Annotated in this window: 13 protein-coding genes; 12 read left to right on the forward strand and 1 reads right to left on the reverse strand. The window is 43.1% G+C overall.

Translation table 11 applies throughout. The annotated features are described in order from the left end of the window. The first annotated feature begins 9 nt into the window (after positions 1-9). The 8 genes from sdaAA (at position 10) to rnc (ending at position 7,577) form a co-directional block, all read left to right on the forward strand. Complete coding sequence (gene sdaAA / locus FN960_RS11230) at positions 10-894, forward strand: L-serine ammonia-lyase, iron-sulfur-dependent, subunit alpha (RefSeq protein WP_143848818.1); 885 nt, start codon at positions 10-12, stop codon at positions 892-894. Positions 895-896: 2 nt separating this feature from the next. Beyond that, the gene (gene recG / locus FN960_RS11235; protein WP_143848819.1) at positions 897-2,942 is read left to right on the forward strand and encodes an ATP-dependent DNA helicase RecG; all 2,046 of its coding nucleotides are present in this window, start codon (positions 897-899) and stop codon (positions 2,940-2,942) included. Between the two features lie 95 nt (positions 2,943-3,037). After that, positions 3,038-3,598 (forward strand): transcription factor FapR, encoded by a 561-nt coding sequence (fapR, locus tag FN960_RS11240; protein ID WP_143848820.1) that lies wholly within the window; start codon positions 3,038-3,040, stop codon positions 3,596-3,598. A gap of 22 nt (positions 3,599-3,620) precedes the next feature. Beyond that, complete coding sequence (plsX, locus tag FN960_RS11245) at positions 3,621-4,631, forward strand: phosphate acyltransferase PlsX (RefSeq protein WP_143848821.1); 1,011 nt, start codon at positions 3,621-3,623, stop codon at positions 4,629-4,631. Position 4,632: 1 nt separating this feature from the next. After that, positions 4,633-5,580 carry an ACP S-malonyltransferase gene (gene fabD, locus FN960_RS11250; protein WP_143848822.1) on the forward strand — a complete coding sequence of 316 codons (948 nt, stop codon included), beginning with the start codon at positions 4,633-4,635 and terminating at the stop codon, positions 5,578-5,580. Further along, positions 5,577-6,323, forward strand: coding sequence for a 3-oxoacyl-[acyl-carrier-protein] reductase (gene fabG, locus FN960_RS11255; protein WP_438799878.1), 747 nt, complete (start codon positions 5,577-5,579; stop codon positions 6,321-6,323). Before fabD ends, fabG begins: the two co-directional genes overlap by 4 nt. 103 nt (positions 6,324-6,426) lie before the next feature. Then, on the forward strand, positions 6,427-6,660 hold the full coding sequence (gene acpP, locus FN960_RS11260; RefSeq protein ID WP_143848823.1) for an acyl carrier protein: 234 nt from the start codon (positions 6,427-6,429) through the stop codon (positions 6,658-6,660). Positions 6,661-6,797: 137 nt separating this feature from the next. Next, positions 6,798-7,577: a ribonuclease III gene (rnc, locus tag FN960_RS11265; protein ID WP_143848824.1), complete on the forward strand. Its 780-nt coding sequence runs from the start codon at positions 6,798-6,800 to the stop codon at positions 7,575-7,577. A gap of 71 nt (positions 7,578-7,648) precedes the next feature. On the opposite strand, the gene FN960_RS11270 is transcribed toward rnc, so the two are convergent. Next, a complete protein-coding gene (locus FN960_RS11270) occupies positions 7,649-7,873 on the reverse strand; it encodes a DUF1128 domain-containing protein (protein ID WP_143848825.1) in 225 nt (74 codons plus the stop codon). Between the two features lie 153 nt (positions 7,874-8,026). Between FN960_RS11270 and smc the strand changes: the two genes are divergently transcribed. The 4 genes from smc (at position 8,027) to ffh (ending at position 14,397) form a co-directional block, all read left to right on the forward strand. Further along, the gene (gene smc, locus FN960_RS11275) at positions 8,027-11,593 is read left to right on the forward strand and encodes a chromosome segregation protein SMC (RefSeq protein WP_143848826.1); all 3,567 of its coding nucleotides are present in this window, start codon (positions 8,027-8,029) and stop codon (positions 11,591-11,593) included. Positions 11,594-11,605: 12 nt separating this feature from the next. Further along, entirely contained in the window at positions 11,606-12,604 is a 999-nt protein-coding gene (gene ftsY, locus FN960_RS11280) for a signal recognition particle-docking protein FtsY (protein WP_143848827.1), read from the forward strand. Between the two features lie 93 nt (positions 12,605-12,697). Then, positions 12,698-13,027, forward strand: a complete 330-nt coding sequence (locus tag FN960_RS11285; RefSeq protein ID WP_143848828.1) for a putative DNA-binding protein — start codon at positions 12,698-12,700, stop codon at positions 13,025-13,027. A gap of 11 nt (positions 13,028-13,038) precedes the next feature. Further along, the gene (ffh, locus tag FN960_RS11290) at positions 13,039-14,397 is read left to right on the forward strand and encodes a signal recognition particle protein (protein ID WP_143848829.1); all 1,359 of its coding nucleotides are present in this window, start codon (positions 13,039-13,041) and stop codon (positions 14,395-14,397) included. Positions 14,398-14,433 lie beyond the last annotated feature (36 nt).

A 14,433-nucleotide genomic window follows, 5' to 3' on the forward strand; every position in this document is an offset into this window, starting at 1 on the left:
CGAAAAAGCATGTTTAAAAACGCAGCAGAGCTGATAGAGCTAGCAGACTCTGAAGGCATCTCCATTTCAGAGGTCATGATTCGTCAAGAGGTGGAAGAAACGGGACGCAGCCGTGAAGACGTTTATGAGCGGATGCGAAAAAACTTAGATGTGATGAAGGCTGCAGTAGATCGTGGAACCTCGGAAGACATTAAATCCGTATCAGGGTTAACAGGTGGTGACGCAAAGCTACTTCAAGAATATATTGCCACAGGGAAGTCTCTTGGAGGAGATTCGTTATTACAATCTGTTAGTAAAGCGATGGCAACAAATGAAGTCAATGCTGCCATGGGTACTATTTGTGCCACTCCAACTGCTGGAGCGTCAGGTGTTGTGCCAGGTGTATTATTCGGAATGAAAGAAAAGCTGGCACCTACAGATGATCAAATGATTCATTTCCTGTTTACATCTGGGGCATTTGGTTTTGTGATTGCAAACAATGCTTCAATTTCTGGAGCGGCAGGAGGATGTCAAGCGGAGGTTGGATCAGCATCAGGTATGGCGGCGGCTGCACTTGTAGAATTGGCGGGGGGCACACCCGAGCAATCAGGGCAAGCGCTTGCGATAGCCCTAAAAAACATGCTTGGTTTGGTCTGTGACCCGGTTGCAGGTCTTGTTGAAGTGCCCTGTGTGAAGCGAAATGCTATGGGGGCATCTATTGCTATTACAGCTGCAGATATGGCGTTAGCAGGAATTAAAAGCCGAATTCCATGCGATGAGGTTATTGATGCGATGTATAGAATTGGATTAACGATGCCTGTTGCTTTAAAGGAAACGGCATTAGGAGGCCTTGCTGCCACACCAACTGGGCGAAGATTGGAATCTGAGATTTTTGGCGTATCACTGGAGAAATGACAATGTCTGTGTATGAACGTCCACTCACAGATTTAGTTGGTATTGGTGAGGAAAAAGCCAAGCTATTTGATAGCTTGAAATTGCATACTGTCTCGGATCTATTAGAATATTTCCCATTTCGCTACGAGGATTATAAGCTAAAGGATTTACAAACAGCAGAACACGAAGAGCGGGTGACTGTTGTAGGAGAGGTTCATAGTGAGCCTTCTGTCAGGTATTATGGTAAAAAGAAAAATCGCCTGACTTTTCGAATGCTAGTTGGCCGTTTGCTTGTAACGGTCACTTTTTTTAATCGCGGCTTTTTAAAAAACCAGCTTAGTCTTGGAACCGAAGTTACTATTACTGGAAAATGGGACCGGCATCGAATGACCATAACGGGTACAGAGCTACATAAAGGCGCAAAGGAACAGGATCAAACGATAGAGCCGGTTTATTCAGCCACAGCAAATGTTCCAAGTAAAATGATTAAGTCGGCTATTCTTCAGGCGATCAAACAATTTGGCGAGGAGATTCCAGAGCCATTGCCACAGAGCCTCAGGCAGACGTATAAGTTAGTGTCTAAAAAGGAGGCCGTTCACGAGCTTCATCACCCTACAGGTCAGTCAGGACTGAAACAAGCCAGGAGAAGAATGGTTTATGAGGAATTTCTGTATTTCCAATTAAAGATGCAGATGTTCAGAAAAACGCAGCGTGAGCATAGTAACGGTCAGTCTCTTGAAATTGATGTAGAAGACATAAAACAGTTTAAGGCCTCTCTCCCATTTGCCTTAACAAAAGCCCAGGAACGTGTGATAGAGGAAGTCGTTCAAGACATGATTTCGCCCTATCAAATGAATCGGCTCTTGCAGGGAGATGTGGGTTCAGGTAAAACCGTCGTAGCGGCGGCTTGCCTATTCGCAGTCATTCAGGCAGGCTATCAGGGTGCATTAATGGTTCCAACGGAAATCCTTGCAGAGCAACACCTTGAATCCTTAAATGGCTGGTTTGAACCTTTAGGCAAACGTGTTGAACTATTCAGTGGCTCTTTAAAGGGGAAACGAAGACGGGAAAAGCTTGAAGCTCTTCAAAACGGTGAAATCGATTTAGCGATTGGAACGCATGCTTTAATCCAAGATGATGTCGTATTCAAAAAGTTAGGATTTGTCATTACGGATGAGCAGCATCGATTTGGTGTAAATCAACGAAGACAGCTTAGAAGTAAAGGTGAGCATGCAGATGTCCTCTTTATGACGGCTACTCCGATTCCAAGAACACTTGCAATCTCTGTATTTGGAGATATGGATGTATCGATTCTTGATGAAATGCCCGCAGGAAGAAAGCCAATTGAAACCTACTGGGCTAAGCACGATATGCTAGAGCGGGTTCTTGGATTTGTGGAAAAAGAATTAAAGCAGGGTCGACAAGCCTATGTGATCTGCCCATTAATTGAAGAATCAGAGATGCTTGAGGTCCAGAATGCTATTGATGTGTATAATATTTTAACCGATTATTTCAAAAATCGATTTAAAGTTGGGTTAATGCACGGGAGACTTCCATCTGAAGAAAAGGATGAAGTGATGACTGCCTTTTCGACAAATGATACTCAGCTGCTAGTTTCAACGACTGTTGTTGAAGTTGGTGTGAATGTACCGAATGCAACGATGATGGTGATTTATGATGCGGATCGATTTGGACTAGCCCAGCTCCATCAGCTACGAGGTCGAGTTGGACGAGGAAGCGCTCAGTCATATTGTGTGCTTTTAGCTGATCCAAAAACAGAGAATGGTCGAGAACGAATGAGAGTGATGACCGAAACAAATGACGGCTTTGTTTTATCCGAGCGTGATCTCGAACTAAGAGGGCCTGGTGACTTCTTTGGGGCAAAACAGAGCGGGCTTCCGGATTTTAAGGTGGCAGATGTTGTTCATGATTACCGAACCCTCGAAGTAGCAAGACAGGACGCAGCAACGCTCGTTGACTCCAACTATTTTTGGGAGGATCCAGAGTATCGATTATTAAGGGATTATTTAATGAGTACAGGGGCGCTTGATCAGAGTAAATTAGATTAAGAGTTGAAAATGCGAATCAATCATGTTTATACTAGTCTTAAGACCTAGTCATAAAAATGGAAGGATACTGCAACTGAAGGAGGACAGCATTTCTCATGAGACGCAAGAAAAAAGATAGACAAGCACTTCTAAAGGAAAGGCTACAGCAACAACCTTTTATGACAGATGAAGAGCTGGCAGCCTATTTTGAAGTAAGCATTCAAACCATACGTCTCGATCGGATGGAGCTGTCCATTCCAGAGTTAAGAGAGAGAATCAAAGATGTAGCTCAGCTTCAGCTAGATGAATTACGCTCGATTTCTGCTGATGAGGTGTTTGGAGAAATCATTGATCTTCAGCTTGATGAAAGGGCCATCTCCATGTTTGAGGTGAGTTCTGAGGAGGTTTTCAGCAAGTCGGGTATTGCGCGTGGTCATTATTTATTTGCACAGGCAAATTCTTTGGCAGTTGCAGTCATTAATGATGAGTTAGCTTTAACGGCTAAAGCAACCATTCGATTTAAACGTCAGGTGAAAACAGGTGAGCGAGTGATTGCCAAAGCAACTGTTGAGCGAATTGAGAAGGAACGTACAACGGTAGTCGTTGAAAGCTATGTAGATAAAGAAAAAGTATTTTCCGGTGAGTTTATTATGTATCGTTCAAGCGTAAAATCATAGCTTGAGAAGAGGAGGAAGTCCAGTGAAAATTGCTCTAGATGCCATGGGGGGCGACCATGCTCCAATTGCACAAACGCAAGGGGCTATGAGAGCTGTTCAAGAGTTTCAGGATATAGAATTAACCTTAATTGGGGATGAAGCCGCCATTCGCGAGCATTTAACGAACGATGAGCGCATTTCCATTATACATACAACGGAAATGATAGAAGATACGGACAAACCAACTCATGCAGTGCGTCGCAAAAAGGATGCTTCTATGGTATTGGCTGTTCGTGAGGTGAAGGAAGGACGAGCTGATGCTTGTATCTCCTCCGGTAACACAGGTGCCTTAATGACGGCGGGGCTATTGCATGTTGGCCGAATTAAAGGTGTAGACCGTCCTGCTTTAGCGCCTATGCTACCTACGATGGATGGAAAAGGCTTCCTTTTGCTTGATGTTGGCGCGAATATGGATGCAAAGCCGCAACATCTGCTCCAGCATGCCATGATAGGCAGCACATACATGCAGCTTGTAAAAAAGGTGAACCGCCCACGTGTTGGGTTATTAAATGTCGGTGCTGAGAGCGGGAAAGGAAATGAACTCATAAAATCAACATACCACCTATTGGAAGAAGCGGATTTGAATTTCATTGGAAATGTCGAAGCTAGAGATCTACTTGATGGTGTGGCAGATGTGGTTGTTTGTGATGGGTTCTCAGGTAATATTGTGTTAAAAACAATTGAAGGCACAGCGGCTTCATTGTTTGGACTTATTAAAACAGAGCTGACCAAATCAGTTAAAAATAAACTCGCTGCAGGTGTTCTGAAACCAAGCTTTCGCGATATTAGAGCTAAGATGAGTTATTCAGAGTACGGAGGGGCAGGGTTATTCGGTTTGAAAGCACCTGTCATCAAAGCGCATGGATCTTCAGATGCTCATGCGGTGTTTCATGCCATTCGTCAAGCAAAGCTGATGGTAGAACAGCAGGTTGCAGCCCTAGTTAAAACAGAATTAGCTAAAATGCCTCAATTTGAGGAAGAAAAAGGAGAATAACATGGGGAAGATTGCATTTTTATTTCCGGGTCAAGGGTCTCAAAAGGTTGGAATGGGTGCTGAGTTATATGAGACTGAATCTGCTTGTAAGCAAATTTTTGATCTAGCTGATCAAACACTTGGCTTCTCATTACATACCATCATGAAGGATGGTCCTGAGGAACTACTAAGACGCACAGAGAACACTCAACCGGCACTTGTTACCATGAGCTTAGCAGTACTTGAGCTCGTAAAAGAAGCGGGTATAGAGCCTGACTATGTTGCGGGTCACAGCTTAGGTGAATACAGCGCATTAGCTGCTGCGGGAGCCATTTCGTATGAGACGGCGATTCACTCCGTGCACCATCGCGGATTATTTATGGAGGAAGCTGTTCCATTTGGTGAAGGGGCAATGGCTGCCGTGCTTGGTCTGGATGCTGATATTCTTAAAGATATTCAAAAGGAGATTGCAGAAGCAGGCGAAGTGGCTGAACCAGCGAACTTAAACTGTCCTGGCCAAGTCGTGATCTCAGGTACTGCAAAAGGTATTGAGCTTGCAGGCGTAAAGGCAAAGGAAGCAGGAGCGAAACGTGTGTTGCCTTTACAAGTAAGTGGTCCCTTTCATTCTAGTTTAATGAAGCCAGCTGCTGAAAAGCTTGCTGAACTCTTAGCTAAGCAAGAGATTCAAGAGGCTAAAATACCTGTCATTGCAAATGTTACAGCCGGGGAAACAACAGATGCGGAACAGCTTCGTCAGCAGCTTGTAGAACAAGTATACTCCTCTGTACGTTGGGAAGAGAGTATTAGACAATTAATTGAACTTGGTGTTGATACATTTGTTGAGATCGGGGCAGGAAATGTATTAACAGGACTTATGAAAAAGATTGACCGCAGTGTCGCAGCGTATGCCGTGAGTGACCGAGAAGGAATAGAAGCGCTTGTACACAAGCTGAAAGAGGGGAAAGCATGATACTACAGGATCAAGTCGCAATCGTTACAGGTGCCTCACGAGGACTAGGTCAGGCCATTGCTATGGAATTAGCCGAGCAAGGTGCAAAGATCGTGGTGAACTATGCCGGAAGTAAAGAACGAGCAGAACAGGTTGTTAAGGATATTGAAGACGCAGGTGGTGAGGCATTAGCCATTCAGGCCAATGTTGCAAACACAGAAGAAGTCCAAGCATTAATCAAACAAACAGTGGAAGCCTATGGTCGAATTGATATTCTAATAAATAATGCAGGGATTACACGTGATAACCTTCTCATCCGTATGAAAGAAGACGATTGGGATGCTGTCGTAAACACTAACCTAAAAGGCGTATTTAACTGTGCTAAAGCTGTTTCCAGACAAATGATGAAGCAGCGCTATGGCCGTATTATCAATGTTTCCTCGGTGGTTGCAGTTATGGGTAATCCAGGCCAAGCCAACTATGTGGCTGCAAAAGCGGGTGTGATTGGTCTGACAAAGTCAATGGCCAAAGAGCTAGCAAATCGTAACATCCATGTGAATGCGATTGCTCCTGGCTTTATCGAAAGTGACATGACTGACGTCTTAACAGATGAAGTGAAAGAGCAATATTTATCACAGATTCCTTTAGGTGCATTTGGCCAATCAAAGCAGGTAGCTTCGGTTGTCAGATTCCTAGCAAGCAGTGATGCAGATTATATGACTGGACAAACATTACATGTAGATGGTGGTCTGGTAATGCCTTAAAGAAACGGTCCATTCCGATGAAATCCAGCTTGACAGCGCTCGGAAATGTCGTTAAAATTCATCTAGCTAAGATTCAATCAATTTTGAGAGGAGGTGAATGAACATGGCAGATACACTTTCCCGTGTAACAAAAATTGTTGTTGATCGTCTTGATATTGAAGAGGCACAAGTTAAACCTGAAGCTTCTTTTAAAGATGATCTAGGAGCAGATTCACTTGATGTAGTTGAATTGGTAATGGAACTTGAAGACGAATTTGACATTGAAATTTCTGATGAAGAAGCAGAAAAAATTGCAACTGTTGGAGACGTCATTACGTACATAGACAGCCATCAGTAATTGCTTGAATCCCATGTGGCCTCGCCATGTGGGATTTACTCTTTTTTATCAGGGCTTTTGAAAAGTTTAGCATGGCAATTTGCTAAAACTTTGATACAATCTAATCTATAAGCTTACTTTCCGTGTTGGAGGTCAACATGCCACATCAATCAAAATCGTATAGAAGATCTAAAAATTATTATGACAAAAAAGCCGGTGGTCGCCGTCTCGTTTTGTCTGAAGAACAGAAGCATCAGTTTGATGACCTGCTAGTCCGCACAGGATTGACGTTTGAAAATCGCAAGCTTTTGATTCAGGCTTTTACACATTCATCTTATGTGAATGAGCATCGCTTATATGCAACAACGGATAATGAGAGATTAGAATTCCTTGGAGACGCTGTATTAGAACTTGCTGTTTCACAATATCTTTACAAAAAGTACCCTAGCATGAATGAAGGAGACATGACAAAGCTTCGTGCCTCCATTGTTTGTGAGCCGTCACTTGCGAGATTTGCAAGTGAATTAAATTTTGGCAAGCTGGTGCTTTTAGGTAAGGGTGAAGAAGTGACAGGCGGGCGAGTGCGTCCAGCTTTACTTGCAGACGTGTTTGAGGGATTTATTGGTGCCTTGTATCTTGATCAAGGTCTTGATGCAGTATACTTATTCTTAAGTCAAATCATGTATCCAAAAATCAATGAGGGTGCTTTTTCGCATAAAATGGATTTTAAAAGTCAGCTTCAAGAGTATGTTCAACGTGATGGACTTGGCGGATTAAAATACGTTATTACGCAAGAAAGAGGTCCGGCTCATGACCGTGAGTTTGTCTCTGAGGTTCACTTAAATGAGATTAGCTTTGGAGAGGGAATCGGTCGCTCAAAGAAAGAAGCAGAACAGCTGGCGGCCAAGCAGGCTCTTTTGAAGCTGAAGCAGAAATAGTAAACAAGGGAACGGACAGTTTACGTGCACATAAAAAAGGCTGTCGAATGACAACAGCCTTTTTTACATGGTTACGACTTTCTCAGTTGACCTAGCTCTGAAACAATCGCTTCCATTTCACGAACGGAGACCGAGGCTTGCTTTTGTACCCATTCATAGATATCTCGAATGTCTTCGTACTTTTCGGAATCAAATTTTTCGGCGTTTAATGCACCGGCATTGACTGTTTGTAACTTGGCTTCAATTTGTTTAAGCATATAGTTCATGTTTTCGGGTGTGTTGGCAGTTAAGTCCATACGATAGGACCTCCTTTTTAACAGTACATAAAGTCTATCCTATCACAATGAAGAAGGTTTGTCCTAACACTTTTCCAGTCTAAAGGATCTCTGGGATGGCTGTCAGAGCATATACGAATATATATAAAAGATAAATGAGTAAGGAGGGAATTCATGTTCCTCAAACGGCTGGAAGTTAAAGGGTTTAAGTCCTTTGCTGAGCAAGTAAATGTAGAGTTTGTACCAGGGGTAACAGCGGTTGTTGGCCCGAACGGAAGCGGTAAAAGTAATATCTCTGACAGCATACGCTGGGTTCTTGGAGAGCAATCAGCGAAATCTCTTAGAGGATCAAAGATGGAGGATATCATTTTCGCCGGCAGTGATTCCCGAAAATCGGTGAATCTCGCTGAGGTCAGTCTTGTTCTTGATAATGAGGATCAGCATTTAAACATTGACTTTAGTGAAGTGAGTGTAACAAGAAGAGTCTACCGTTCTGGGGAAAGTGAGTATCTGATTAACCGTCAACCATGCAGATTAAAGGATATCGTTGAATTATTTCTTGATTCTGGACTCGGGCGAGAGGCATATTCCATTATTGGACAAGGTAAAATTGAAGAAATACTTAGTAGTAAGTCGGAGGATCGTCGCTTAATCTTCGAAGAGGCTGCTGGTGTGTTGAAGTACAAAACAAGAAAGATTCAGGCAGAGAAGCGACTGAATGAGACACAGGAAAACTTAAATCGTGTCGAGGATATCCTTCATGAATTAGAGGCACAAGTTGAACCGTTGCGTGAACAATCCTCTATTGCAAAAGAATATTTAGAAGCAGAGGAGAAGCGCAAAAAGGAAGATATCACAATCACTGCAGCTGAGATTAGCGATTTACATACTCGCTGGACCGAGGCTAAAGAAAAGCTAGAGCAATATAAAGGGGTCTTAGAACAGCAAGCAGAACAGATTAAAAAATCAGAGGAAGCAATTGCCACCTGTCGCGCGCAGTCTAAATCTGTAGCGGAGGCCCTTCAGGCCACGCAGGAGCAACGCCTGGTTGTAAGTGAAGAGCTTGAAAAAAAAGAGGGGCGCCGTGGTGTTTTACAAGAGAGAAAGAAAAATGCCGCTCAAAATAGCAGTCAATTAAAAGAAGACATTGAACAAACTGAACATAAATTAACTAGCGCACGTGAGGCGGCAGAAAAGCAAAATGAACTCCTGAAAAATGAAAAAGCGATTCTACATACTAGGCGAGAAAAGCTGCGTTCATTAGAGGGGATCCTCTCAGGTTCTGGGGAAGAAATGCAGGAAAAGCTTGAGCAGCTTAAGGCAGATTATATTGAAGTCTTGAATGAACAGGCATCCATTCGTAATGAACAAAGGTATTTAGAAGAACAGAAGCGACAGCAAACACACAAGCATGAAAGACTGCTTAATGAAAACAAAGAGTCTAAAGCACAACGTAATGAAATTACTGATAAGTTAAACCAAGCAAAAGCAGATGAGAAGGAAAAAGCGTCTGCATTAAAAGATCTTGAGCAAAAAGAAGCCCAACTTGTAACAAAACAATCAGAGCTAGAAGAAAGCTACCAGCAAAATGAAACAAAGCTATACGAAGCGTACCGTATTCTGCAAAAAACAAAATCAAGAGCAGAAGCCGTGCGAGAAATGGAATCTGACTTCTCTGGTTTCTTCCAGGGGGTAAAGGAGATTCTTAAAGAAAGAAACAGCCGTTTGATGGGTATTCATGGGGCTGTAGCAGAATTGATTCGAACCGAGAAGCAACATGAGCTAGCCATTGAGACAGCTTTAGGTGGTGCCGCTCAGCATATTGTTGTTGAAGAAGAACAGCATGCCCGAGAAGCGATTCGCTTTCTTAAGCAAAAGCGTTTGGGACGAGCGACCTTTTTGCCGTTGTCTACGGTTAAACCACGCTATATTCAACCGGCACAGCTACAGCTTCTTACAAATGAAGCTGAATTTATTGGAGTGGCAACAGATTTAATCACGTTCGAAGCAAAGGTTTCACCAGCGATAACAAATTTACTCGGCTCTATTGTTATCGCAAAGGATTTGCCGGGAGCTAATAAGCTGGCATCAAAAACTGGCCACCGCTTCCGAATAGTTACTCTTGATGGAGACGTTGTAAATCCAGGAGGGTCAATGACGGGGGGGAGTGTTAAGCAAAAAAACAGTTCCCTTGTTGGACGAAAACGCGAGCTAGAAGAGCTAGATGCTCAAACGCTCAAAATTGAACAAGGTGTCTATCAGCTGGAGCAACGGATCAGCGAGAAAAAGACAACACGAGCTTCATTACGCGAGGAACTAGCTCAATTGCAGCAAATGACTCAACGTCATCGTACAGCCTGGCAGGAAAGTCAATCTACTGTTCGAGAGCTAGAACTAACATCAGCAAGTGTGGAGAAACAATTCCTTCGTATGGACCGAGAAGAGATGGCAGCTGAAAAAGAACAGGAAACCGTCTTAAATCGCCTTGATGAGCTTCAGCACAATCTTACCCAAGCAACAGAAAAACAAGAAAAGTGGAAGCTTGAAATTGAGAGGCTTGAAGAACAATTTAAGCAACAACAAAGCTCAAGAGAGACGGTTCAAGAAGAGCTTGTTGGTGTTCGAATCTCTGAAGCAGAATCTAAGCAAAGTGTGAAGCATGTTAGTGAGCAAGCCGAACATTACAAACAAGAAATACTAGAGCTAAAAAGCAACTTAACTAATCTTAAGGAAGAATATGAATTACTTATCTCCGCCATGAATGAAGGTTCAAATGGGGAGGAGCAGCTTTCAGAACAAATTAGCTATTATCAGCGTGAAAAGGAGCAAGCAAAGCATAAGCTAGACGAGCTAGAGAAACAGCGTAATCAATTAGATCAGCAGTATGCTGAGCTAGAAGAAGTACTCAAACAAAATCAACAGCGCTATTCATATGCCCACGATGAATATAAGCATCAGGATGTAAGAATGAACCGTCTTGATGTTGATTTAGAGCATCGACTTGAGAAGCTGCGTATTGAGTATGAAATATCCTTTGAAGCAGCTACTGAGCAGTATCCACTCTCTGGGACGCTTGAAGATGCCAAAACTCGCTTGAAGCTGTTGAAGCTAACCATTGATGAGCTAGGACCAGTAAATATTGGCTCTATTGAAGAATTTGAGCGAGTACATGAGCGTTACTCCTTTTTACTTGAACAACAGCAGGATTTACTCGAAGCAAAAGAGACGCTACACCAGGTAATCTCTGAGATGGACGAAGAAATGAGCAACCGCTTTGAAGACACCTTTAGTCAAGTGAGAGGGCATTTCCAAGAGGTTTACCGGAAGCTATTTGGCGGGGGAGAGGCGGATCTGGTGCTAACGGAACCTGGAGATATTTTAAGAACAGGTGTAGATATTATGGCACGACCTCCAGGAAAGAAACTACAGCATTTGGCTTTGCTATCTGGTGGAGAGCGTGCATTAACCGCCATTGCATTATTGTTTTCCATCCTTAAGGTTCGTCCTGTCCCGTTCTGTGTGCTTGATGAAGTGGAAGCAGCTCTGGATGAAGCGAACGTAAGTCGGTTTGCTCAATATTTAAAAGATTTCTCCAGTGCTACACAATTTATTGTCATTACGCATCGAAGTGGAACGATGGAGGAAGCTGATGTTCTTTATGGAGTCACCATGCAAGAATCAGGAGTATCCCGACTCGTTTCGGTTAGATTAGAAGAAACGAAGGAATTAATTGAAAGCTAGGAGGATGAAGTGATGAGCTTTTTTCAGAAGTTAAAGGACAAGATCTCTAATCAGACAACAGAAGTAACGGATAAATTTAAAACAGGCCTCGAAAAAACAAGAGAGTCCTTTGCCGGGAAAATGAATGAGCTAGTTTACAAGTATCGTAAGGTAGACGAGGATTTTTTCGAAGAGCTTGAAGACCTCTTGATTAGCTCGGATGTTGGCGTATCAACGGTTATGGATTTAATTGAACAGCTAAAGGATGAGGTGAAAAGACGTAACCTTAAGGATACAAAGGATGTACAGCCTGTTATTTCGGAGATCCTCGCTGGAATGCTAGATGAAGGTGAAGAAAGTCAGGGTCTTAATTTACAAACAGACGGATTGACCATTATTCTTGTTGTTGGTGTAAATGGTGTTGGAAAGACAACCTCCATTGGGAAAATGGCACACTACCTAAAGCAGGACGGCAAAAAGGTTATGCTTGCAGCCGGTGATACCTTCCGTGCTGGAGCCATTGACCAATTAGAGGTTTGGGGTGAACGTATAGGAGTTGACGTAATCAAGCAACAGGCTGGCTCTGATCCTGCTGCGGTCATGTATGATGCGATTCAGGCTGCCAAGTCGCGAAAAGCGGACGTGCTGCTTTGTGATACAGCAGGCAGGCTGCAGAACAAGGTAAATCTTATGAATGAATTGGAAAAGGTAAAACGAGTGATTGAACGCGAAGTCCCTGGGGCTCCTCATGAGGTATTGCTGGTTCTAGACGGAACAACAGGACAAAACGCCATGTCCCAGGCAAAGACATTTGGAAAATCAACAGACGTCACGGGCATCGTATTAACGAAGCTTGACGGAACAGCCAAAGGTGGAATTATCATGGCGATTAAGCGAGAGCTTGATATTCCAGTTAAATTTGTTGGACTGGGCGAGCAGAAGGACGATTTACAGCCTTTTGCAGCAGATCAGTTTGTGTATGGTCTCTTTAAGGATGTTCTGGACTCTCCTGAGGATTTACAGCAGAGCTAATTTGCTTGTTAAGAAAAAAACTTGACACAAAAGCATGACTGCTGTAATATAAACTCTCGTAAAGGGGAATCACTTAACAAGGAGTGAAACTTCGTGCTGGATAAAACACTCAGAATGAACTATTTGTTTGATTTCTATCATTCCCTGCTCACTCTGAAGCAGCGCGAATATATGTCTCAATATTATTTAGATGATTTCTCCCTTGGTGAGATTGCCGAACAATTTGAGGTGAGCCGCCAGGCCGTATATGATAATATCAAACGGACGGAAGCGATGCTTGAGGAATATGAGAATAAGCTTCGACTTTTAGAGAAGTTTGAAGAACGGACCCGTTTGCTGACTCAAATGAAAACAGCTATTCAACAGAACGCGACTCCTGACGAGATGCAGAATCTTATTGATATGATTGAGAAACTGGACTAGGAGGCGGTATTATGGCATTTGAAGGCTTAGCTGAGCGGCTGCAGGGTACGCTGACAAAGATCCGAGGTAAAGGAAAGGTCAGCGAGCAGGACATTAAGGAAATGATGCGCGAAGTCAGGCTTGCGTTGCTTGAAGCCGATGTGAACTTTAAGGTTGTCAAACAATTTATTGCAGACGTGAAAGAAAAAGCCTTAGGCCAAGAGGTTATGAAAAGCTTAACGCCTGGCCAACAGGTAATAAAGGTTGTTAATGAAGAGCTCACTGCCTTAATGGGAGGAGAGCAAAGCAAAATTGCCGTTTCTCAAAAGCCACCAACCGTCATCATGATGGTAGGACTTCAAGGGGCAGGTAAAACAACCGCTTCTGCAAAGCTAGCTAACCACTTGCGAAAGAAGCACAACCGAACGCCTTTGCTTGTTGCTGCAGATATTTATCGACCTGCTGCGATTAAGCAATTAGAAACACTAGGCAAACAAATAGATATGCCTGTATTTTCTTTAGGTGATCAAGTAAGTCCGGTAGACATTGCGAAACAAGCAGTGGAAAAAGCAAAAGCAGAGCATCATGATTATGTTTTGATTGATACCGCCGGACGACTCCATGTAGATCAGGAGCTCATGGAAGAGCTTAGTCAGATTAAAGAAACAGTTCAACCCGATGAAATTTTGCTTGTGGTAGATGCTATGACAGGTCAAGATGCTGTAAATGTTGCAGAGACATTTAATGATCAGCTTGGTCTCACTGGTGCGATTTTATCCAAGCTTGATGGTGATACCCGTGGTGGGGCCGCTATTTCGGTTAAAGCTGTAACCAATACACCAATTAAATTTGCGGGTATGGGTGAAAAAATTGATCAGCTTGAACCATTCCATCCTGAACGGATGGCGTCAAGAATTCTCGGTATGGGGGATGTTCTCTCACTCATTGAGAAAGCTCAGACGAATGTGGATGAAGCCAAAGCTCGTGAGCTTGAAAAGAAGATGCGTACAGCTGATTTCACGTTTGATGATTTCCTTGAACAGCTAGAGCAAGTAAGAAGTATGGGCCCGCTTGAGGATCTACTTGGTATGATGCCAGGTATGAACAAGGCCAAAGGTATGAAGAATTTGCAGGTTGATGAAAAACAGATTGGTCGTGTGGAAGCCATTGTTCGCTCTATGACCAAAAAGGAAAAGCAGGATCCAACTGTTTTAAATGGCAGTCGTCGACGGAGAATTGCTAAAGGAAGCGGTACAACCATTCAGGATGTGAATCGTTTGCTAAAGCAATTTGAAGATATGAAAAAGATGATGAAGCAAATGACCGGGATGCAAAGCGGCAAAGGTAAAAAGCGTGGCAAAGGAATGGGTGGCTTTAAGCTACCATTTTAGAACGTAATCTATTCCCCTCATAAAAGAAGTCTTGTA

The organism is Alkalicoccobacillus porphyridii (assembly GCF_007293315.1).
GTDB classification, from domain to species: domain Bacteria; phylum Bacillota; class Bacilli; order Bacillales; family Bacillaceae_D; genus Alkalicoccobacillus; species Alkalicoccobacillus porphyridii.